Source organism: Streptomyces sp. NPDC126510, from assembly GCF_040302345.1.
In the GTDB taxonomy this organism is placed as follows: domain Bacteria; phylum Actinomycetota; class Actinomycetes; order Streptomycetales; family Streptomycetaceae; genus Streptomyces.
This window is the reverse complement of sequence record NZ_JBEORR010000005.1, coordinates 109,849-131,691: the sequence shown is the minus strand read 5'-3', so window position 1 is coordinate 131,691 and position 21,843 is coordinate 109,849. Positions and strand designations below refer to the sequence as shown.

18 protein-coding genes and 1 tRNA gene are annotated in these 21,843 nt (G+C 69.9%); 8 read left to right on the top strand and 11 right to left on the bottom strand.

Going from position 1 to position 21,843, the window contains the following annotated elements; all coding sequences use genetic code 11:
* Window positions 1–176 precede the first annotated feature (176 nt).
* On the top strand, window positions 177–818 hold the full coding sequence (locus ABTX60_RS08315; protein WP_352096279.1) for a MerR family transcriptional regulator: 642 nt from the start codon (window positions 177–179) through the stop codon (window positions 816–818).
* Here the strand turns inward: ABTX60_RS08315 and ABTX60_RS08310 are convergent.
* Window positions 803–1,462 carry a class I SAM-dependent methyltransferase gene (locus ABTX60_RS08310; protein ID WP_352096278.1) on the bottom strand — a complete coding sequence of 220 codons (660 nt, stop codon included), beginning with the start codon at window positions 1,460–1,462 and terminating at the stop codon, window positions 803–805. The genes ABTX60_RS08315 and ABTX60_RS08310 overlap by 16 nt on opposite strands.
* A gap of 212 nt (window positions 1,463–1,674) precedes the next feature.
* Between ABTX60_RS08310 and ABTX60_RS08305 the strand changes: the two genes are divergently transcribed.
* Entirely contained in the window at window positions 1,675–2,328 is a 654-nt protein-coding gene (locus ABTX60_RS08305; RefSeq protein WP_352096277.1) for a DedA family protein, read from the top strand.
* 133 nt (window positions 2,329–2,461) lie between these two features.
* The gene (locus ABTX60_RS08300; RefSeq protein WP_352096276.1) at window positions 2,462–4,633 is read left to right on the top strand and encodes an MMPL family transporter; all 2,172 of its coding nucleotides are present in this window, start codon (window positions 2,462–2,464) and stop codon (window positions 4,631–4,633) included.
* Between the two features lie 667 nt (window positions 4,634–5,300).
* Here ABTX60_RS08300 and ABTX60_RS08295 read toward each other — a convergent pair.
* The 4 genes from ABTX60_RS08295 to ABTX60_RS08280 form a co-directional block, all read right to left on the bottom strand.
* Window positions 5,301–5,993, bottom strand: coding sequence for a UbiA family prenyltransferase (locus ABTX60_RS08295; RefSeq protein ID WP_352096275.1), 693 nt, complete (start codon window positions 5,991–5,993; stop codon window positions 5,301–5,303).
* 87 nt (window positions 5,994–6,080) lie between these two features.
* Window positions 6,081–6,764 (bottom strand): response regulator, encoded by a 684-nt coding sequence (locus tag ABTX60_RS08290; protein ID WP_352096274.1) that lies wholly within the window; start codon window positions 6,762–6,764, stop codon window positions 6,081–6,083.
* Complete coding sequence (locus tag ABTX60_RS08285) at window positions 6,736–7,872, bottom strand: sensor histidine kinase (protein WP_352096273.1); 1,137 nt, start codon at window positions 7,870–7,872, stop codon at window positions 6,736–6,738. Before ABTX60_RS08285 ends, ABTX60_RS08290 begins: the two co-directional genes overlap by 29 nt.
* A gap of 270 nt (window positions 7,873–8,142) precedes the next feature.
* Complete coding sequence (locus ABTX60_RS08280) at window positions 8,143–8,784, bottom strand: MerR family transcriptional regulator (RefSeq protein WP_352096272.1); 642 nt, start codon at window positions 8,782–8,784, stop codon at window positions 8,143–8,145.
* A 198-nt stretch (window positions 8,785–8,982) separates the two neighbouring features.
* Here ABTX60_RS08280 and ABTX60_RS08275 point away from each other — a divergent pair, with 198 nt between their 5' ends.
* On the top strand, window positions 8,983–9,423 hold the full coding sequence (locus ABTX60_RS08275; protein WP_352096271.1) for a PIN domain-containing protein: 441 nt from the start codon (window positions 8,983–8,985) through the stop codon (window positions 9,421–9,423).
* Between the two features lie 408 nt (window positions 9,424–9,831).
* Here ABTX60_RS08275 and ABTX60_RS08270 read toward each other — a convergent pair whose 3' ends face one another.
* The 3 genes from ABTX60_RS08270 to ABTX60_RS08260 form a co-directional block, all read right to left on the bottom strand.
* On the bottom strand, window positions 9,832–11,277 hold the full coding sequence (locus tag ABTX60_RS08270; RefSeq protein WP_352096270.1) for a polysaccharide deacetylase family protein: 1,446 nt from the start codon (window positions 11,275–11,277) through the stop codon (window positions 9,832–9,834).
* A 158-nt stretch (window positions 11,278–11,435) separates the two neighbouring features.
* Complete coding sequence (locus ABTX60_RS08265) at window positions 11,436–15,179, bottom strand: nSTAND1 domain-containing NTPase (protein WP_352096269.1); 3,744 nt, start codon at window positions 15,177–15,179, stop codon at window positions 11,436–11,438.
* 178 nt (window positions 15,180–15,357) lie between these two features.
* Window positions 15,358–16,716: a lipase family protein gene (locus tag ABTX60_RS08260; RefSeq protein WP_502992292.1), complete on the bottom strand. Its 1,359-nt coding sequence runs from the start codon at window positions 16,714–16,716 to the stop codon at window positions 15,358–15,360.
* Between the two features lie 291 nt (window positions 16,717–17,007).
* Here ABTX60_RS08260 and ABTX60_RS08255 point away from each other — a divergent pair, with 291 nt between their 5' ends.
* Entirely contained in the window at window positions 17,008–17,706 is a 699-nt protein-coding gene (locus ABTX60_RS08255; RefSeq protein ID WP_352096268.1) for a hypothetical protein, read from the top strand.
* Between the two features lie 5 nt (window positions 17,707–17,711).
* Window positions 17,712–18,602 carry an SgcJ/EcaC family oxidoreductase gene (locus ABTX60_RS08250; RefSeq protein ID WP_352096267.1) on the top strand — a complete coding sequence of 297 codons (891 nt, stop codon included), beginning with the start codon at window positions 17,712–17,714 and terminating at the stop codon, window positions 18,600–18,602.
* A gap of 74 nt (window positions 18,603–18,676) precedes the next feature.
* Here ABTX60_RS08250 and ABTX60_RS08245 read toward each other — a convergent pair whose 3' ends face one another.
* On the bottom strand, window positions 18,677–19,276 hold the full coding sequence (locus ABTX60_RS08245) for a TetR/AcrR family transcriptional regulator (protein WP_352096469.1): 600 nt from the start codon (window positions 19,274–19,276) through the stop codon (window positions 18,677–18,679).
* Window positions 19,277–19,331: 55 nt separating this feature from the next.
* Here ABTX60_RS08245 and ABTX60_RS08240 point away from each other — a divergent pair, with 55 nt between their 5' ends.
* Window positions 19,332–19,847 (top strand): SRPBCC family protein, encoded by a 516-nt coding sequence (locus ABTX60_RS08240; protein WP_352096266.1) that lies wholly within the window; start codon window positions 19,332–19,334, stop codon window positions 19,845–19,847.
* Here ABTX60_RS08240 and ABTX60_RS08235 read toward each other — a convergent pair.
* Together ABTX60_RS08235 and ABTX60_RS08230 are read right to left on the bottom strand one after the other, a co-directional pair.
* Complete coding sequence (locus tag ABTX60_RS08235) at window positions 19,828–20,175, bottom strand: hypothetical protein (RefSeq protein ID WP_352096265.1); 348 nt, start codon at window positions 20,173–20,175, stop codon at window positions 19,828–19,830. The two genes, ABTX60_RS08240 and ABTX60_RS08235, sit on opposite strands and share 20 nt — an antisense overlap.
* A 450-nt stretch (window positions 20,176–20,625) precedes the next feature.
* Window positions 20,626–20,699 (bottom strand) — tRNA-Gly (locus ABTX60_RS08230).
* 558 nt (window positions 20,700–21,257) lie between these two features.
* Here ABTX60_RS08230 and dcd point away from each other — a divergent pair.
* The gene (gene dcd / locus ABTX60_RS08225) at window positions 21,258–21,833 is read left to right on the top strand and encodes a dCTP deaminase (RefSeq protein WP_053670409.1); all 576 of its coding nucleotides are present in this window, start codon (window positions 21,258–21,260) and stop codon (window positions 21,831–21,833) included.
* The last annotated feature ends 10 nt before the right edge of the window (window positions 21,834–21,843 follow it).

The following is a 21,843-nucleotide window of genomic DNA, read 5'->3' as shown; positions in this document are numbered from 1 at the left end:
CCTGTTTTCCTTCGGCTGGCTTACCGTCAAGGCGTCTGGCCCAGCGGAGGTTCTTTGCGTGCCATGAGCGTCGCAGGGGCGCATGGAATCGCGATGGCGCCGGAATTCAAGGGCGATAAAAGCCGGTAATTGGCACGGCTCTCGAGGGCGGAATGGGAAGGCAGTATCCTCGTGGGATGCGTATCGGAGAGCTGGCGAAACTTACCGGGGTTTCGGTTCCGACGATCAAGTACTACGTGCGCGAGGGACTGCTGCCGCCCGGTGAGCGCACCAGCCCGAACCAGGTGCGCTACGGCAGTGCACACGTGCGCCGGATCAAGCTGATCCGGGCGATGCTGGAGGTCGGGGGGCTGTCCGTCGCGGCCGCGCGTGACGTGGTCGGCGAGCTCGGCTCACCGGAGCGGACGGTCCACGGCATGCTCGGCGTCGCCCAGTCCGCGGTGACCAGGTCGGCGGCCGGACGCGGGGCGGGGGAGGAGTGGGAGCGGGCCGAGCACGACGTGCGCGAGCTGGTGCGGCGGCGGGGCTGGGCGGTGAAGCCCGAGAACCCGGGCTGGCAGGCACTGGTCCAGATCGTCGTGACCTACCGCGACCTCGACCGGGAGGACCTGCTCACGCTGCTCGACGCGTACGCCGAGGCGGCGGGCCGCCTCGCGGAGGCAGAGCTGGCCAAGATCGCCGGTGTGGCCGGCACGGACGGCAAGGCAGAGGGCGTGGTGCTCGGCACGGTCCTCGGTGACGCGGCCATGGCGGCGCTGCGCCGCATCGCCCAGGAGGACGCCTCCGCCCGGGTGCAGGCCGGCTACTGGTCGGCGTAGGCGAACGCGGGACTCTGCCCGGCGCGGGCGGCCGGGGCCGCGGGGGCCAGGTGGTGCACGCGGGCCGGCGGGAGATTGCACAGCACCGTCTCGCTGCGGAACCGGTGCCTGCGCAGGGTGCGTTCGAGAACCGCCTGGGTCTCCAGCATCCGCCTGAGGTCCTCCCCCGCGGTGAAGGCGCGGCGCAGGGGACGCATCCCGGTGTAGGCGAAGAACGACAGTGTGCCGCCGGGCCGCAGCGCGCCGATGAGGCACCCGAAGATGTCCTCGACGGTCGCGGCATCGAAGTTGGCGAACGGCAGACCGCACACGATGGTGTCGTACGAGCCGAGCCGCTGCCGCTGTACGAGGCCCGTCATGAGGCGCACCTGCGGGTCCGACGCGTACGTGCGCCGCAGTACGGCGGCGAACTGGGTGTTGGCTTCGACCAGTTCGAGGCTGTCCAGGGGACCGAGCGCGGCGCGGATGTGCCGGGTCACCGCGCCGGTGCCGGGGCCGACTTCGAGGACCGCGCGGGGACGGCCGGGGCTGGGGATCACGTAGCGGGTGAGGGCGCCGGCGAGCCGGGCGCTGCTGGGGGCGATGGCTCCGGTGTCCCGGCGGGTCCGGGCGAACTCCCTGAGGAACAGCGTCACATCGGTCATGGCCTACCTGTTTCCTTGGTGATAGTGAAACTATCGATACATTAGGTTACGGTCGGAGTCCAGGGCAGCCCACTCGTTGCCGGACCTGACGCTAACGGGCCTGTGACCTGGGGTCACCACCTACCCAAGACCCGGCCTATGCCTCCAAGGACACATACGCCGACCGGGCAGCCGGACCCCCCGGGGCCGGACTCGGAGGAGAGGGGAGAGCTGTGGACGTCGCCTCAGTCATGTCCTGGATCGACATCACCTCGGGCCTGGCGGCCGGGCTGCCGGGCGCGGCCTGCTGGGCGTACGCGATCCTGGCTCTCACCACGCTGCCGCCGCTGTTGCCCAACAACGTCCTCCTCGTCACCAGCGGCATGCTCGCCGCGCGCGGCGAGATGTCTCTGCTGCTGGTGCTGTTGTCGGTGGCGGGCAGCGCCCTGCTGGGGGATGTGCTGCTCCATCGCCTCGGCCGCGGCGCGGGCGACCGGGCACGCCGCCGCCTGGCGACGCGGGGGCGCAGCGGTGAGATGTTCGAGTGGGCGGGACGCCGGATACGGCGCGGCGGCCTTCCGTTCGTCGTCGGCGTACGCTTCCTGCCCAGCGGGCGTCTGCTCGGCGGTCTCGCCGCCGGCGCGGCCGGTTACCCGGCCGGCCGTTTCGCCCTGGGGGCGGCGCTCGCGGAGGTGATCTGGGCGTCGTACTCGGTCGGAGTCGGTTATCTCGGCGGGGTCATCAGTGACGACCCCGTGCACTCCCTGGCCATCGGCCTCGTCCTGTCACTGGCCGTCGGCGGTGTCGCGATGCTCGTGCAGCGGCGCACCACCCGCCCGGTGGCCGGCCCGGTGAATTCGCCGCCGCATGTACCGAAGGACGTATAGCGCTCTGCCCAAGCGAGTATGTCGCTCCGGTCCCGGCTCTGAAAGTGTTGCAGGCCGGTACGGAGCCTGGAACAACTGCTCTTAAATTTCAGCCAGGGAGACTCAATTGTTTGCCGCCATCGGGGATTTCACAGTGCGGCGTCGGAAATGGGTCGTGATCGCGGCCGTCGTCTTCACGCTGTTCGCCGGCGTGTGGGGAACCGGCGTCTTCGGCTCGTTCTCCGGCGGTGCCGGATTCGACGATCCGTCCAGCGAGTCGGTCAAGGCTGACCGTGTGCTCGACGGCCCGCTCGGACGCGAGTCCAACGACCTGATCGTCCTGTACGAGGCGAAGGACGGCGCGCGGACGGTGGACCAGTTCGGCGAGACGGTCCGCACCGCGCTCGACCGCGTCCCGCGCACCGGCATCGAACGGCTCGACTCCTACTGGCACCCCGGCAGGCAGGACAAGGACGCCTACCTTTCCGAGGACCGCAAGCAGACCTACGCCACCGTCCAGTTCGCCAGCGACGACGACCAGGAGCAGGTCGAGGCGCTGAAGAAGATCAAGGACACGTTCGAGGCGGATGGGGTCGACGTCCACTACGGCGGTGTCGCGGCCATGACGGAGCAGGTCAACTCCCTGACCGGGTCGGACATCGCGCGCGCCGAGATGCTCTCGGTCCCCCTGCTGCTCGTCCTGCTCGTGCTGATCTTCCGCAGCGCGATCGCCGCGCTGCTGCCCCTGGCCGTCGGGACGTTCGTCGCCCTCGGCTCCTTCGTGGTGCTGCGCGTGCTGACGATGTTCACCGAGATCTCCAGCACCGTCATCAACGTGATCACGATTCTCGGGCTCGGACTCGCCATCGACTACGCGCTGTTCGTGGTCAACCGCTACCGCGAGGAGCTCCACGCCGGCGCGGACGTCGACACGGCGGTGCGCCGCGCGACGGAGATCGCCGGCCGCACGGTCGCCTTCTCCGGGCTCGCGGTGGTGATCTCGTTCGCGGGCCTGATCCTGTTCCCCTCACGCTTCCTGTCGTCCATGGGGTACGCGGCTGTCGCGGTCGTCTCCTTCGCCGTGATCGGCTCGCTGACCCTGCTCCCCGCGCTGCTCCGCTACACCGGGCACCGCATTGACAAGTGGCGCATCCCCCTCGGCCGCGGCCGGGCGAACCCGCGCCGGCAGCGGACGGAGGGCCGCTGGTACCGCACGGCCCACGCCGTCATGCGCAAGCCCCTGCTGTCCACGCTCGTGATCATCGGCGCGTTGGTCGGCCTCGGTGCCCCGCTGCTGGGCGTCAACTGGGCGCGGCCGGGCGAGTGGGTGCTCCCCTCGGACGCGGACGCGAAGGTGGTCAGCAAGACGCTGGAGACCGACTTCGAGACCAACCCCGGCCGGGTGATGACGGCCGTCGTCCGCTTCGACGGGCCCGCGAAGAGCGCCGAAGTGGACGGCTACGCCGGGCGGTTGGCGGAGGTGAAGGGCGTGTCCTCGGCCACGCCGACGGCCTTCGAGGGCAACGACGCGCGTGTCACCATCCATTACGGGCCCGAGCCGATGTCCGAGCAGGCCCGGGAAATGGTGCACGAGGTGCGCGCCGTCGCGCCGCCGCGCGACTCGGAGACCCTGGTCACCGGCATGCCGGCGTCCCGCGTGGACATCGTCGGCATGATCGGCGAACGGCTCCCCTGGATGGCCCTGTTCGTGGCGGTCGTCTCCTTCCTGGTGCTCTTCCTCGCCTTCGGTTCCCTGCTGCTGCCGCTCAAGTCGGTGATCCTGAACCTGCTGTCGCTGCTCGCCGCGTTCGGCGCGATCAAGTGGATCTTCCAGGACGGCCATCTGTCGGGGCTGCTCGGCTTCGAGCCCATCGGCGCGGTCGATGCCAACTTCCCGGTCCTGGTCGTGGCGATCGCGTTCGGACTGGCCATGGACTACGAGGTGTTCCTGCTCTCCCGCGTCCGGGAGGAGTGGGAGCGCAGCGGCGACCCGATCGAGTCGGTGGCCCTCGGCGTCCAGCACACAGCGAAGATCATCACCAGTGCGGCACTGCTGCTGGTCGTGGTGGTCGGCGGGTTCATGACCTCGTCGATCCTGTTCATGAAGATGATCGGCGTCGGACTGGTCATCGCAGTGATCGTCGACGCCACCATCGTGCGCGGACTGCTCGTGCCGGCGACCATGGCACTGCTCGGCAAGTGGGCCTGGTGGGCCCCGGCACCGCTGGCCCGCTGGTGGTCCCGCCACGGCCTGCGCGAGTCCGGGTCCGACGGACCGGTGCCGAACTCGGCGGCGGCCGCCGCCGGCGCCCAGGCCGTGCGATGACCACGGCCCGGCAGCCCGGGGCTCCCTCGAACGGGAGCCCCGGCCCTCGGGGGGACGTCACCGCACCCCCCACGCCCCGGACCGCGTCGCGCCCCGGCCCCCTTCATCCCCCACAGGGGACCCGGGGCGCGACGCCCACCGAAGACTCCGTCCCCGATACGCCTGCCCTGGGCACCGTTGCGGGGACGCCCGTCGAGGACCACGCCCCCGCCGTTCCCGCCCGAGGCCCCCTCACCGGCCCGGCCGCCGACGATGATCGCGCGAGGTTCGCCGCCACCATCGCCGCCTGTGTGACGGCGGTCCTCGCGGCCCTCTTCGGTGACTGGGGGAACTGGTCCGCTCCGCTGGGCGACGCCATGCCGGGCTTCCCCCTGCCCTGGGGCGTGACCGCCGGGCCGCCGCTGCTCCTGGTGACACTGGCCGGCGTGTTCGTCGCCTGGGCCGGTGCCTCCTCCTTCGCGCGGACCTGGGCCCACACGGCCGCCGGACTGGCCGCCGCGACCGGCCTGCTGGCGCTGCCGATGAACCCGATCGGAACCGAGGGGCTCTGGGCGGCGCTGTCGGAGGCCGCGCACGCCGGCGTCTGCGGTGTCACCCTTGGATGGGTGCCCGCGCTCGCCGGGCTCGCCGTGACCCGGCGGCGCGGCCGCGCCACGGGCCTGGCCCCCTACGTCTGGACGACCGCCCTCCTGGCCGCCGTCCCCCTCGTCCTCCTCAGCCTCGGCACCGCGATGGCGAGTTCCGCCAGCCCCATCCAGAGGCACATCGCCGCGCAGAAGGCGATGAGCGCCGGTGACACGGTGGCCCGGCCGCACAGGACACCCGTCGCGTAGGTGAGAGCGCCGCTCGCCATGACAGTGAGAGCCGTTCCGGGTGTATGTCTCTTGAGCGAGATGCCGGGCGTCGAATACGCGTATCCCAGAAGCAGCAGCGCCCCGATCGCGGCGCCCACCGGCGGTGCCATGAGGAGGCCTCCGACGAGCGCCGACGCACTGAGGACCGCAGCGCTGCGGCGTGCGGAGCGTACGGACAGGGCGCCCCGGGCGATGGGCCGTCCGGAGCCGTTGGCCCGGTCCTCCCGGACATCGGTGGTTCCGTTGTAGAGATACACGGCCGTAACAGCGAGAAACCACAGGACGGCCCCGGGAAGTAACCTCGTGGAAACATCCCATAAAGTCACTCCGGCTGTCCCGGCGAAGACGAATCGCACCAGGAAAATAACTTGCACGGATACCCGGGCTTCCTGTAGGCAGAAGCCGGCCAGCCGAGGTCCCCGGGGGAATACCCCATGCTTGTCGCTGACGTTCGATATCTCGGGAAGATCGGTCCTGTGCAGATCGAAACGCGTCGCTGTCGGCATAGTGTGAATCTAGCGCTCGCACTCATTTACGGGCAGCGTCTCCGGTGGTAGTGCTGCTACCCCATAAGACACATCAGCGTTATCGACTCACGAGTGGCGTCCGTGCTGGAATTCGGGACGCCGGATCAGTCTCGCGTCAACTGCTTTATTGACGGCGTCGATCCGCGAAACAGCCCCGAGCTTTTCGAAGGTGTTGCGCAGATGGCGCTTGACCGTGCCTTCGGTGATGCCGAGCTTGGTGGCGATCTGCCGGTTGCTCAGCGCAGCCGCCGCGTGCCTGAGCACCTCGCGTTCCCGCGGGGAGAGCGCTTGCGGTGAAGCAGCGAATCCGGACTCGGATACACCGCTGCTGGGCAGGGCGATGGTGACGTGCGGATCCCGGGAAGCGGTGTTCCGGATGGCGGCCAGCAACGCCTCGCGGGGGACACTCTTGTGCAGGAATCCGCGGGAACCGTGGGAGAGCATCTCCTGGACCAGTTGGGTGTCGCTGTGCATCGTGAGCATGAGGACGTGCAGAGCCGGAAAGCGCGCGGTCAGCTCCCTCACCACCGAGGGTGCGTGATGGCCCGGCATCTCGACGTCGAGCAGGACGACATCGGCACGGGTGCGTTCCACCAGGTCGCCCAGGCCTTCGGAGGTGTCCGACTGGGCCACGACACGCAAGTCGTCCTCCTCCGCGATCAGTTCGCACAGCGCGCTGCGCAGCAGGGAGTGATCGTCGATCGCGATGACACGGATCGGCTCAGGCCCCGTGCGGTCTTCGGTCGTCACGGACATGACCCTCCTGCTCGATCGGGATGGACAGTTCGATGGCTGTGCCCGTTCCCGGGGCGCTGTCGATGGTCAGACGGCCGCTGAGCATTCGGGCGCGCTCCTCGAGAGAGGCGAGCCCGTGGCCCTGCCGGAGCTCCGGGATGAAACCCGTGCCGTCGTCCTTCACGGACGCCCACACCTGACGCGGATCTATGCGGACGGCGATGGCGACGTGCGAGGCGCGGGCGTGGGCGAACGCGTTGCGCAGGCATTCGCGCAGCATCAAGTACATCTCCTCGCCCACGGTTTGCGGCAGGAGGTCTTCCGGGTCGTCCACCTGGATGTCGACCGTCGGGCTGTCCAGCGCCATGGCGGCGACGAACGTCGTGAGCGCCACCTGCAGGGAACGCATCGTGTCGGTCCGGGTCCGCAGGTCGGAAACGATGTCGCGGGTGGCGTCGAGCGTCTCCATGATGGCCTGCTTCAGGCTCCCCAGCCGCGGGTCGGTGTCCGAGGAGACGTTGTGGGTGAGCTCGTACAACTCCAGCTGCCGCAGCGTGAGACTGGCCGCACTGCCGATCCGGTCGTGGATCTCGCGCGACATGTTGGTCCGGCTGCGCTTCGACGTGTCCCGGACGATGTCGAGCAGGAAGAGGTCGTGCCCGATCGCTCCTTCTTCGAGGCGCCGGGTGATGGAGGACTGCACGGCCGGCAGCGCCTTCAGCAGAAGACGTTCGGCACCGGGACGTTCATCGGTGATGCGGATGAGATAGTCCATCGTGAGATGGAACAGCAGAGCTCCCGCACGCACAGAATGGATCGGGGAAATGCCCTGGGAGACCCGGGCCCCTCCGATCCTGCGTGTCTTGAGCGTGTGCCGGGGCTCCATGGGGGCCTCGGCACCGTTGTCCATGGCATAGCGGCACTCGGCGAGTATGTGCCGCGCCTGTTCCTCGCAGGTGACCCAGGCTTCCGGGTTGCGCCCCAGTGGATTGCCCTGATCGATGAGGCGGGCTCGGTAGGTCTCTAGAAGGCTGGATTGCCGTGCGTAGAGTTCCCGCGCCAGCCAAGTGTCGTTGCTCTCCCGCGCACTTAAATGACTCCCCTGCTCCCCCGAACGCGACACGCTCTCTTCCCCCAGTCGTCACCGAGCTCCCGTGCCCTGCGTCACATCCTCTGTCAACAGGCAGGGCGGATGTACCTCGGTGATCAGTGACAGAATGCATGGCAGTCGACGCAGCGTCAAGCAACAGCAGTTACCGAGCCTTCACAAACGCAACGTCGATCTTGCGTTCCGTAGCTGTGAACTACCTCGTGGAACAACCGCGTTTATGGGGGAAAGCACTTACTCCACCGACTGCTGAACCGGAGCACGACCGGTCGCTCGCCCCGTTTCTCACGGCTCCACCGGGGTCGACGCCTCGCGGTGACCCTGCGGATCGAGCGAGTCCAAGGTGTGTTCATGGATGAGGTGCCGCAGGGCGGACGTGACGACGTCGCCCAGCACCGTCCAGACGACCAGTTCCGACACGGCACTGTCCGGATCGTCGTGCCGGCAGATGTGTCCCACCTCCGCCCGCACTGCGGACTCCAACGATTCCGCGTAGGCCTCAAGGAGGCGCTGAGGGGCCTGCTGCCCAAGCCACTTGTAGACCACCAGGGCCTGCGTGAGCGGCTGCCACCCCGGATTGGTGCTGCTCACCTTCCAGCGACGGGTTTCGACCAGGGCACGGGCCTGTTCGCGGGCACTTGCCCACTCCTGATCGTCCTGGGTCGTGGAACCCGCTACGGGTAACGCCCGTTGGATCGCGCCGAACAGTTCGTTCACCGAGGGACTCGCCCCGTCCATGTGACGCACCAAGTTGCGGGCAGCCGCGTACGACAGGCCGCCGACGTCGATGAGGGTCCTGACCAGGATCGCCCTGCGAACATGGCGCTCGGTGTATTCCGGCACGGCGGGCAGCAGATTCAGGCGCTGATACAGGAGCAGTGTCTTCAATGGAATGTCTGTTTGGTGGCTCAGGTCGGTGAGTCGCACGTCGTGTCCTCCAACGGCCGGCTCCAATGCCCGGTGTGGCGTGTCAAAGAGTGCGCTCGGCCCTGCGGGACTGTATTCACTGCGCGAATCGGTCCACAAGGTGCCTCCCATGTATCAAAGGAGGTAATGCCAGCGGCGGCGGGGCGGCGGAGGGTGTCCGGCACAGGGCGGCAGGCGGCGGAAGCGGGCAGTCAACGCATGTTCAAGACCACATGTCCGACCGGCGTTCTGGCAGCCCTGGACTCGGCTCATCCGGAACACCGGGCGGCGAACGAGGCGATCATGTCGGCCGGCCTGCTGGTCATGTCCCCGCTCTTGCTGGCCGAACTGGATCACGTGGCGACGCGTGAGCTCGGCAGGGATGCCGCCCTCAGCGCGGTCGACGACCTGCGGCGCTGGATGAGCCGGGGTCGTGTCGTCATGCCGGAGATCACGGAGGACCATCTGGGCGCCGCCCAGTCCGTCCGTGTCCGCTACGGTGCGCTGGACCTCGACCTCGCCGACGCGGTGATCGTGGCGCTCGCAGCCGACTACGACACGGACGCGATTCTCACCCTCGACCGACGAGACTTCCGGGCCGTACGCCCGTTGGGCCGCTACAAGGCGTTCCGGGTACTCCCGGACGACCTCCCCCTCTGACGCCGCTCCTCGGCGGTCGAGCGCCTGTTTCCGCAAGGGGCTTGTGCACCACTCACGACCGTGCCCTCTGCGCGCTGGGCAGCGACGGCGCTTGGGCGGGCAGGTGATCGTTGACCTGCGCTTATGCGGCGTGGCGGCCCGCCTGCACCCGGCTCACTCGCCGGCTTCGGCCGCCGTGGCGGGTGACGTGGACGGTCGGTGATGGCGAGCGGACTTCCCGCCGCCATGTGTCGCTCAGGGCAGGAGCTCGATCGCGTCGTACGACACCCCGGGGCGGAGATGGGCGCTGCCGCCGGAGCCGCTGACGTGATGTCGTCGCGGCGGCGGGTCAGGTGCCGGCGAGCGTGCAGGGGCATCGGTGTCCCATGCGCGCGTAAGGAACTGTCGGCGAGCGGGGTGAGCTTGCGTTCAGAGGGTGGCGCGCAGATGGCTGACCGTGACGAAGTGGAAGCCGCGGGCGCTCAGGGTGCGCAGGATCTGCGGGACCGCGGCGACCGACGTGGGGTGGATGTCGTGCATCAGGACGACGCCGTTGCGCCGCGCCTTGGTGATGACGCTCTGGGCGACCTTGTCGGCGTCGGGGTACTTCCAGTCCTCGGTGTCCACGTCCCACAGCACGGGCGAGAGCGTGGTCGCGGCCTTCACCTGGGCGTTGACGGCGCCGTAGGGCGGACGGAAGAGGGTGGGGGCCTTGCCGGTGGCGGCCTTGATGGCGGCGCTGGTGCGGTTGAGCTGGAACGCGACCTGCCCGCGGGTGAGCTTGGTGAGATCGGGATGGTTCCAGGAGTGGTTGCCGACCTCGTGTCCGGCGCGGGCCTCGGCGCGGACCAGGTCGGGGTGGGCGGCGACGTTCTGGCCGACGGTGAAGAAGGTGGCGCGCGCCCGGTACTGCGCCAGGTAGGTGAGCAAGGTCGCGGTCTCCGGCGCCGCCGGTCCGTCGTCGAAGGTCAGCGCGATGCACGCGACCTTCTTGCAGTCGGTGTTGTCGTCGCCGGAGGCGGTGGGGGCGGGGGCGGTCGGCGTGGCGATGTGGGTCACCCCCAGGTCGAGCGAAGGGCTGGGCGTCACCGTCTGCCGCTGGACACGCTTTCCGAACGCGGACAGCCAGGGCGTGACCGTCTCCCTGGGGAGGGTCACCGTCTGGGCCCCGGCTGCCGGGACGCCCACGTCACCGCGGTCGAGGCTCACCCGTAGTCCGCCGTCGGCGGTGATCGCCATGTCGTCCAGGACGGTGGTGCGGGACGCCGGGTCGGAGAACGTGTCGTCGAGGGTGTCGGCGTCGATGCCTTCGCGCCCCTTGAGCCGGTCTTTCAGGGCGGCGACGAAGGCTTCCCGGGATCCTTCGGCGACGAGTCCGAGGGCCGTGCGGTACGCGCCGGCCTTGCCGTCGTACCAGTACGTCGTGGTGGACAGCCCGGACGCCGCGGCGCTGTGGTCCTGCGTGCTGAGGCGGACACCGAGGACGTCGCCGGAGGCGACCAGGAACTGGTGGCTGATGTTGAGCTCTCCGGGCGGCGTGCCGACCGTACCGTCCTCGCACTGCCCCGAACGGAAGCCGGTCAGGCGCTTCTCCACGTCCTTCTGCATCGCGGCCGTCATCGCCTCGGCACCGGGCACGTCCGGATAGCTCGTGGCGAAGGGGCAGGAACTCTGCTCGCTGTTGTGGCTGACGATCCGCAGGTCCTTGATCTTCGACGGATCGACGCCGCGGACCGGTGACGGAGTGGCGGTGGATCCGTGCCGGCCGTCGGCGCCTGTCACATCCGAGGAGCCGTCCGATCCGGACGAGCAGGCCGCTGTGAGAGAGAGGGCGCCGAGCAGGAGGAGCGAGGGGACGAGGGCATGAGTGCGCATGGGACCAGAACCTGACTGAGGGGATGTCCGGACGCCGCCGATGGGCGCGCCACGGTCGTTCTGGTCACTGATCGTCCAGGTCAGAGGCGTTTTTCAGCGACCCGCGAGGCCACCCTGAACAATCCGATCCCCGGGTGACTCGTCTGGTTTCAGAGGGTTCAGTCGCTTTTGGCGCACACGTTCTCGTACGGCGCGTCGGGGACGTAGGTCCGCCACTGCGCCTCGGTCAGCCCGCCACCGGTCCGGGCGCAGATGGTGCGGACGGCCCGGTCCGGAGCGATGGGGAAACGCTGCAGCGGTACGTCGGGGCCGTCCGCGTAGACCGTCCGGCCGTCCTCGGCGAAGGCGAGGGAGCGGATCTCGTCGCCGGGCGTGGGCAGGTCCGTCCCGAGCTGCTGCTGGGTCGCGGTGTCCCACAGCCGTAGCGTCCCGTTCGCGCCGCCCACCGCCAGCGTGCCGCTGTCGGAGGAGAAGGCGAGCGCCCCCACCGCCTCCGGCTCGCCCTGTGAGGCCGTGTCGGAGGTGCCGGTCAGCGCACCCGCACGGTGACGCACATCGCCGTCCCACAGGGTGACGTGCCCGGTGGAGTCGCCGACGGCGAGCCGGGTGCCGTCGGGACTGAACGCCAGCGCGGTCACCTGGCGGCCGTCGGCGAGCGCGCGCCCCGACACCTTCCCGGTCCCCGGATCGGCGTACTGGTCGTCGGAGGTCACGAGCAGATCCCCGTCGGATCGCACGGCCAGAGCGTCCCCGGAGAGACCGCGCACGGCTCCCGACCGCCGGTGGTCGCGGGTGTCCCAGAGCTCCGTGGTGGAGACGCCGGTGGCGGAGCGGGCCGCCAGCACCGTGCGGCCACCGGGCCCCAGGGCGAGGGCGGTGGCCGGGCGGTCGGCGGCACCGGAGGCGTCGAGGACCGTACGCACCCGGTGCGCCCGCACGTCCCACACGGTGAAGCGCAGCCGCTGCACGCCGTGCGCCGACGCGGTGTCGGCGACGGCCAGCGCTGCGCCGTCCGGGCTGAAGGACAGCAGGGGGACGTCATCACCGGACATGCCCGGCAGCGCGCCGAGCCCCGCGCGGGCGACGACCGCGCCGGTGCCTGTCGAACGCAGCTCGAAACGGTAGCCGCCGCCGGACCGGGTGACGGTGGCCAGGGCGGTGCCGTCCGGGCTGAGCGCGCTCCCGTCGGCCGGGGTGTTCTGCCACCGCGGGGTGAGACGGTCGGTCAGGTCGAAGGTGTGGACCGTGGCCCCGTCGAGGTAGCGCAGGAGACGGGGCGTGCCCGGGTCCCAGGTCAGCCCGCTCGCCTCATCCTTGGAGAGCGGTCGGAGGAAGACCTGCGTGCCGCCGGTGGCCAGGCGCCACACGGTGAGTGCGTGATCGTCCGCCGTGGCGAGGAACTCGCCGTCGGGGGAGAGAGCGGCCTGGGTGAAGCCGGTGACCCCGTCACTGGCGATCTCGGCGACCGTGTGTCCGGTGCGGGTGTCCCAGACCACGGCCGTCGTGCCGTAGACGGCGGTCAGTCGTCCGCCGTCCGCGCTGAACCGCATCAGGCGTGCGCCGCCGTCCGCGCCGGAGCCGGTGCCGCACACGATCCCGTCCGCCTTGTCCCAATCTCCCGGCAGCCGCTCGCGGCCGACGGTGTCCCACAGCTGGGGCGCCCCCTCGGCGGGACAGAGGGCGACAAGGCGCCCACCGGGGCCGACGGCCGCCGAGGTGAGCGTGCGCCCGAGGCCGGTGGTGAAGAGGACCTTGCCGTCGTCCGTCCGGCGCAGCCGGACCGCGCCCGGGCCGTCCACCGGCGCGCTGAGATAGGCGCTCCCGTCGGGCGCGCTGTGCTGCGGCGACGCGTCGCCCAGGTCGGCCGCGGACCGGCCCCGTGGAAGGTCCCACACCTTCTCGCCCCCGTCCGGCCCGATGACGTCCAGGTACCGGGAGCCGGGCCCGACATCGCCCACCTCGGTACCGCTCGGCAGGCGGTAGGCGGCGGTGACCTCGTGGCCGGCCACGTTCCGGGCGGTCACCGCGGAGCCGTCGACGCTGACCAGCGTCCGGCCGCCGTCGGAGAGGAAGCGCTGTACGCCCTTGCCCGCCCGGGGGTCGGTGTAGGCATCCCGTTCCGGCTGCGCCAGTGCACCCAGCAGCGCCGAGCGGGACTCGGTGAGCGGGGCGATCCTCCATGCCGCCACCCCGAGCAGGGCGGCGGTGCGGGGATCGGTGGAGCGCAGACTGCCGGCCACGGTGGCCAGGCGGCGGGCGGCGGCCTTGGCGGCCTCCTCCTGGCTCACCTGATCACGCTGCCAGGCGACCAGGCCGGCCGTCAGCGCCAGCACGAGGAACACGGACAGACCGACGACCAGCGAGCGCGTCCGCCGCGCGGAGCGGCTCTCGGCGTCCAGCTCGGTGTCCCGGGCGGTGAGGGAGGCGGTGAGGAAGGATCGTTCCTGCGGCGTGAGGTCGTCCTCCGGCCGCGCCGACCGGTCGTCGCTCCCCTGCCGGGCGAAGAGTTCCTCGGCCCGGGCAAGTCGCCTGCCCCGGTACAGCGCGCCGGAGTCGCGTGCCAGTTCCTCCCAGCCGCGCGCCGCCTCACCGAGCCGGCACCGCTCGCGCAGCCGCTCCCGGTCCTCCTCGATCCAGTCGGCGAGGCGCGGCCAGCCGGTGATCAGTGCCTCGTGCGCGAGTTCCACCGTGCCGCCGTCCAGGGTGACCAGACGAGCGGCGGCGAGACGTTCCAGCACGTCGTGCGCACCGCTGCCGAGTTCGGTGCGGGACGCCGGACGACGGGTGTCGGCCGTGCCGTCGCCGGGCGCGATCAGCCGCAGCAGGATGCGCCGGGCGGTCCTGCCCTGCTCCGCCGGAAGCCCCCCGTACGCCTCCTCCGCGGTGGCGGCGATCGCGCTGCGAACGCCGCCCGTCTCCTCGTAGGCGGCCAGGGTCAGCAACCGGCCGCGGCGGCGGTGCCAGGTCTCCAGCAGTGCGTGGGAGAGCATGGGCAGCGCGCCCGGCCGGTCCACGACCTCGTCGATGATGCGGGCGGTGAGAGCGCGCTCCACGTTCAGACCGGCGGAGGCGGCCGGGCCGGTGATCACCTCGCGCAGCTCGTCGCGGCTCATCGGCCCGATCAGCAGAGCGGCCCGGGTGACGGTCTCCGCCAGCTCACGGTGATCGGCGCAGTGCCCGTAGAAGTCGCCCCGGACCGCGATCACCACGCGCAGCCGGCTCTCCGGCCGGCGGGCCGCGAGCAGCAGATCCAGGAACCGGTCCCGCTCCGCACGGTCGTGGCACAGGGTGAACAGTTCCTCGAACTGATCGACGATCAGCCAGGTGTCCCCGTCGCCGTCGTGAGGGAGGAGCGCCCTCTCGTGCGTGAGGGCGGGCCGCTCACCGGGGGTGAGCACACGGATCGCCGCCGGCCGCCGGGCACCTTCCGCCTGCCGCAGTCTCGGAATCAGCCCCGCCCGCAGCAGTGACGACTTGCCGCTGCCGGACGCACCGAACACCGCCACGAAGCGGTGCTCGCGCACCAGCTCCATCAGGTCGGTGACGAGCGCCTCCCTGCCGAAGAACAGGCCACTGTCGTCCGGCTCGAAGCGGGTCAGTCCCCGATACGGCGGCTTCTCGTCCGGCGCGGGCACCCGGACCTCGGCGTCCGCCTCCCGCCAGCGCCGTTCCCACTCGTCCGGGTCGGCGTCCAGTGCCTCGGCGTACGCCCTCACCACCGCCCGCGAGGGCAGCTGATCGCCGGCCGCCGCCTGGGACATCGCGGTGAGGGAGTAGCCCGCCCGCCCGGCCATCTCCCTGTACGGCGGCTTCCCCGCCTTCTCCCGGAGGACACGGAGATCGTGCGCGAGCCGCTGTACGGGACCGGCGTCGGGGTCGACCGGCTTTTCGCGACGTCCCACCGGAAGCACCTCTTACCTGATGAACCCGAGAAGCAGGCGGTCAAGATACGTTTTCTTCGAATTCCCTCGCAATCCCGGCCGGCCTGTGAGGCTGCCCACGGAGCCGCCCCTCCCGTCACATCCGTCAGCGGCCCGGCCTGCCCGGAGACCGGGTGGGCGGGGCCGCCGGCCGGCTCGGTCAGGGCTGGAAGGGCATCGTCCAGCAGTTGGAGGTGGCCGGTTTGCCCTCCAGGCGGTCGGTGAGCCAGGAGATCGCCTCCCCCTGGTCGGTGATGAGGGGGGCGAGGTGGTTGGTGAGGAGCTTGTCGCCGAGGTTGGGCAGGCTGATGGCCTCGTAGGTGACGTTGCCGCTCTTACGGCACCAGTCCACGGCCAGCCGGCGGGCCTGGGCGTGCGGAACGATGTCGTCCTGGACGCCGGTGGCCACCCGGACCGGGCCGGCCGGCTTGAGCGTCCCGATGCGCTGCTCGTCGAGGACGGCCCGGGCACGCGGTTCGGCGGCGATGATCTCGGCGACGGACTTGCCGCTGGTCGTCCACGCGCTGCTCCGCGAGAAGCCGTAGCCGAGGATCGCGTCGCCGACGCACATGGTCGACGTGTCGGCGAGGGCCTTGCGCCCGGCGTCGTTGAGGTTCGCTGCGGCGACGTCCCGCATGTCGGGGTAGGCCTGGACGAAGCCGTTGATCGCCCAGCCCAGGGCAGCCGCCAGGGAACTGCCGTCGATCCCCTTCATGACGGCGGTCAGGTCGGCGGGCGGCGCGCCGGCGTACGTGCCGGCCAGCGGGACGTCGGGTGCGTAGGCGGGCTGCAGTTCGGCCGCCGAGGCGGTGGCGCCGCCGCCCTCGCTGTACCCGTACAGGCCGACGCGGGAGCCGGAGGAGAGGGAGGTGCCGGGAAGCGCGCGCGCCGCACGGACGGCGTCCAGCACGGCATGCCCCTCGTCCAGGCGGTTGACGTAGGTGTGCAGACGGTCGGTGGCGCCCAGGCCGACGTAGTCGGTGACGACGACGGCTGCCCCGGTGGCGAGGAGCCGGTAGATCGCCAGGTTGTCGTAGGCGAGGGACGTGGTCTGCCCGTTGACGGTGAGGGGGTGCTGGAGGGCCAGTGAGGGCGCGCACTGGTCGCCCTGGCCCATGGTTCCCGAGGCCACCGCCACCAGCGGGCGGGGCCCGGCGCCCTCCCACCTCGCCGACGGCTCGATGTAGGCGCCGGTCACCGCGACGGCCTGACCGCTGGAGTCGGTGGACTTGTACATCAGTCGCGTGGCGGTGCCCGGCAGGGGGCGGCCGTCGAGGCCGGGCAGCGAGAGTCCCAGAGGGAGGGACTCCTGCCGGATCAAGGCACCGTTGGCGGAGGGCAGTCGGGCGGGCGGGGTGTAGAAGGCCGGGATGGTGACTCCCCGGGACACGACGGGCTCGTCGGCGGTCGCGGTGGCGTCGGCCGTGGTCGCGCCGGCGCAGACGCAGGCCACGGTGGCGAGCGCGGCGGCGGCCAGACGGTTGAAGGTGGAACGCGGACGGCTGCGATAACGGCTCACAGTGCACTCCTCGCGCTGTGCGTTGCGTGATTGCCCGGAAAACTAGCACTGTTAGTTACCGCTGGTAACACCCCTGAAGGTTACGTTCCGGTAACCGCTTGCGCGCCGAGCGCGGGGAGGGAGTGGGTGAGCGGGTCGGAACGCCCTCTGTGATGGCAAGCGACTATCAAGCCGTAGGGAAAACCCGACAGTTCACGGAAGCCGAGCGGCGAGCGTTGAACTCTCAAATAACCTCGCCGGGCGCCCCGCTTCCACGGCCTCCCCCCCCCACCTCCACGGAGACCCCACGCCATGTCCGCTGTGACGAACGCGCCCGACCCAGGCTCGCCGGACATCCGAGGCAGCTCGCCCGAGCGTTCCCCCACCGGTCGTACGAGCCCCGCTCCTCCCACCGTCCTGATGGACGACCAGGCGCTCGCGGACTTTCTCGAGGTGGCTGTGGGTGAGTACCGACTCATCACGCCCGACGCCCCGTTACCCTGCTTCGCGCTCCTGCTCGGCAGCGCGGAGGCGACGACGTATCACGTGCGGCGCATCGCCTTCGGCCGTAACGCCCGCACCAGCGACCCGGCGGCCAGACGGGAGTTCCGCGAGGAGATCGTGCCGAGGTTCGGGCCGGCCTACGAGAACGAGCACCGCGGCTGGTGGATGGACTCCCACGACCTCCTGCGGGCGTCCCGAGAGGCCGATGCCCTCGGGATGGACCTGCTCGGCTCCATCCACATGCACCCGGACTGGCACCGCCTGGGCCCGCCGTCGGAACGGGCCCGGACACTCAGCGAGCGCCCCACCCCCATGGACCGTCACCTCTTCGGCCGGACCGGGTGGCCCCTCAACATCATCTGTTATCTGGAGTGCCGGGGAGGCGAGTTCTACCACGCCCTGGCCGCCTGGGCCCCGCCTCCCCGGCATTCCGCCGAAGACTCCGAGGGCGCCCAGTGCCCCGAGGTCGACCTGCGTATCCGTACGAGTTCACCGACGAAGGCGTGAGAGCGATGCAGCAGCCCGAAGGAACGAACGCCCCCGCCCAGGGCGGCACCGAGGACGGCACCCAGGACGACGCCCGGGCGATCCGGGCCCTCTGGGCCGAGATGGCCCGTGGCTGGGCGGCAGGTGACGCCGCCCTCTTCGCCGCGAGCTTCGCGGACGACTGCGCCTTCACGACCGTACGGGGCGACAAGCCACGCGGCCGGTCCGGCATCGCGGCCGGGCACGACGCCCTCTTCCAGGGGCCGTACGCCGGAACCGTCCTGGACGCACGTGTCGTGGCCGTCCGCTTCCTCCGCCCTGACCTGGCCACGGTGGAGGCGGAGTCGACCATCAGCGCCCCGGACGGGCATCCGCTGATCACCACGCACGCACTGGCCGTCGTGGAACGGACGGCGGAGCGTCGCTGGTCGATCAGCGCGTTCCACAACATGATCCCCGCACCCCGCCCGGCGCAGCAGGCCCCATCCCAAGCCCCGGAGGATTCCGCCGTGGCCGAACCCACCGCAGCCAGGCCCAAACTCCGCCACCTGGCCATCGTGGCCCGGGACCCGGAGAGGCTGGCCGAGTTCTACTCCTCGGTCTTCGCGATGGAAGTCTTCCACCGCGATCCGGACGGAAGTTGCTTCCTCTCCGACGGCTACCTCTCCCTCGCCCTGATCAAGCACCAGCTCGACGGTGACACCCCGGTCGGCTTCAACCACTTCGGCTTCCACATCGAAGACACGGCGGCCACGACCGAGGCCCTGCTGACGGCCGGTACTCCGAAACCGGCTGAACGCTTCACCAACCGCCCCTTCGCCGAGTACCGCGCCATGGACCCGGAGGGCAACTGGTTCGACCTCTCGGAACACGGCTTCGGCGGCCCACGCCCGCCGTCGGACTCCAACCGCGTCTGAACTGCGACCAGACGCTCCGCGGCGCCAAGCGACAATGCCGTCCGGCCCAGCCGCTTCGCCTCACCGGTGACTCGTCACTCCTCGCCGTAGAACAGCCGGAGGAACTCCTCCATCGCCGCGTCGACGCCGGCGCGGTCACCGGTGGCGAGCAGGTCGAGCAGCAGGCCGCGGACGGTGGCGAGCCCCAGCCTGGCCCGGCTCCGGGCCGCGTCAGGGTCCGCCCCCGCCTGGACCTCGGCGGCCACGAGCGGCTCCAGCCAGTCCGTCACGAGCCCTTCGAGGACCGGGAGGGCCTCCGGGCGGCCGCGCAGGGCCTGCCCGCAGATCTCGAAGAAGAGCCGCTCCTGACCGGCCAGCCGAGGGTCCGTCAGTTGCCGCCACAGCAACCGGGCGACCTCGGCGGGCGGGAGACCGGGCTCCAGGCGGAGCCGGGACAGCACATCGCGCTGGCGCCGCTCCGACGTCCGGACGATCTCGACGAGCAACTGTTCCCTGGAGCCGAAGTAGTGGATCAGCATGCGGTGACTGACGCCGATCGCGGCGCCCAGGCCGCGCAGGCTCAGGTCCGCGAGGCCGTGTGCCGCGACGTGGTCGACGGCCGCGTCCACCAGTTGTGCGCGCCGATCCCCGTGCGCGCCTTGCCCGTCCTCGCCCTCGGGCTGCGAGGCATCCATGGTCACCACGTCACGACTGTACCAACCGGTACATGCCGCATGTACCGTGTGGTACATGAAGTCTGTCACCGTGTCGATCGATGTACCTCAGACGCCCGGGCAGGTCTACGGCTTCCTCGACGTCATGGCTCACCACGAACGGTTCACCGACCACTACCTGACCAACTGGCGCTACAGCGGCCCCGCCCGGGGCATCGGAGCGTGCGCCACGGTCACCGCCGCGCTCGGCGGCACGAAGACCGATGTCACCATCGAGGTCGTCGAGGCGGAGGCGCCTCGGCGCATCGTCGAACGCAACGTCAGCGCGGCCGGCCGGCGAAAGGCCCACGGCACCTATGCCATCGAGCCGCTGCGAACCGGGGGAACCCGCATCTCGTTCACGTACACGTGGGTACGCGCCCCTCTCACCGACCGGCTACTGGCCCCTGTCGTGCGGGCCACGATGCGGCACGCCAACCGCACGGTCATGCGACGCCTGGCCACCGAGTTGGCCCGCCACGTGTCCGCCACGGCACGTGCCTCGTCTCATATGGAGCACCTCGAACGAGGCTCTAAGAGCACTGACCTATAGTCATCTCGACATAGGTCAAACTGACATCTTCCCCTTTAGTGGTCAGCTTGTCGATCCCATCGTCGGGCCTTTCCACGCTCCAGGTTTCCGTGTAGGGCTCAGGGAGGGATTGCTCCTCTTCGTTCTCCAGTGCCTTTTGGGGCGCATATTTCACCTCTTCCCCCTGGACTTCGAAATCCCCGACCTCGGTATAGTTTCCTTCCTTGTATACGTAAGTCGAATCGGATTCGAATTCTGTGTAGTGGGCATCGTCTTCGGTGATCCAGCTACCCACCAGTTCCCCGGGCAACGAAATGGGTTCCGCCTCCACGGTGGCCTCACCGCTCATGGCGATGAGAGTACAGCTCAAGAGGGCAGCACCCGCACTGTTGCGTATGACTCTTGACAGTTGAATCCCGGTGCCATGCATGGTTACTTCCTAGTGGTGGGGCCAGGGAAGTCCTTTCCGTCATACTGCACCCTCGTGGTGCACTCTTGCATCTCGATCTTTTGTCCACTCCCGGCGCGGCGAAAACTTCGAGTGGGTATGGCCCAGTTCACGATTCAGATATGGACGACTCAACTGTTGAATGCGCGTCACTGCACCCAGGATTATCGTAATCACCTTTCAAAAAGGTGAGGCCGCCGCCTGCGGCGCCCCTTCCGGTGGAGGTGACGGCGGAACCTGCCGTCGCGGCGTCGCCCGCGGTCGGGGCGGCGCATACTGGCACGGATCTGGCACGCAGTCAGTGATCACAGCGGACAGCAAAAGGGCCCAGGTCTCTGACCTGGGCCTTCGTGGAGCGGGTGACGAGAATCGAACTCGCGCTCTCAGCTTGGGAAGCTGATGTTCTACCATTAAACTACACCCGCGTAAGACGCCGATCTGGGTCGGTGTCCGAATGCTCGCTCACTGTACCTCATCTCAGGCCTCCGGCGTTCGCGCCGTGAGGCCTGAGGGCGTTTCAGGGATGGGATGCGGCTGCGGGGGAACGGAGTTGGGGCGTACGGTGGAGGGGCGTAAGAGGGCCCGGGCGGGACCGGAGTGCCGCCTGTAAGGCCGTCCCTTTGATCCCGTACTGTGGCTTTTGTCGTCAGGCAAGCAACAGCCAGACGCGGCTCTTGGGGAAGGGACTCTTGGACTTGATGGAGCGCACCGTCGTCCGTTGTGCCGATGGGCACGTGTTCAGCACCGCTTCGTTCCCGATGCAGCAGGCCGAGCGGCTCGGCCCCGGGCGGCTGCTTCGGTGCCCGCGATGTGCGCGGCTCCGGAGCGTGGTGCCCGTCAGCTATCAGAAGCGGTAGCGGCAACAGCTGCGGCGGCAGCAGCCGTAGCAGCAGGTGACGGACACAGACACGAAAGCAACAGGCGCAAGGCGCGCGGAGACGACCGGTTGTGGTCGCTCCGCGCGCCTTGCGTATCCTCGGGGCGTGCTTCTCTCAGACAAGGACATCCGGGCCGAGATCGACGCCGGGCGGGTGCGGATCGATCCGTATGACGACGCGATGGTGCAGCCGTCGAGCATCGATGTGCGGCTGGACCGCTACTTCCGGGTGTTCGAGAATCACCGGTACCCGCACATCGACCCCGCCATCGAGCAGGCAGATCTGACCCGGCTCGTGGAGCCGGAGGGGGACGAGCCGTTCATCCTGCACCCCGGCGAGTTCGTCCTCGCCAGCACCTACGAGGTCATCACGCTGCCCGACGATCTCGCCTCCCGGCTCGAGGGCAAGAGCTCGCTGGGGCGGCTGGGACTGGTCACGCACTCGACGGCCGGCTTCATCGACCCGGGCTTCAGCGGGCACGTGACCCTGGAGCTGTCCAACCTCGCCACCCTGCCCATCAAGCTCTGGCCGGGCATGAAGATCGGGCAGCTGTGCATGTTCAAGCTCAGCTCGCCCGCCGACTTCCCGTACGGCAGCGAGCGGTACGGATCCCGGTACCAGGGACAGCGCGGGCCGACCGCGTCCCGGTCCTTCCTCAACTTCCACCGGACCCAGGTGTGAGCGACCCGAA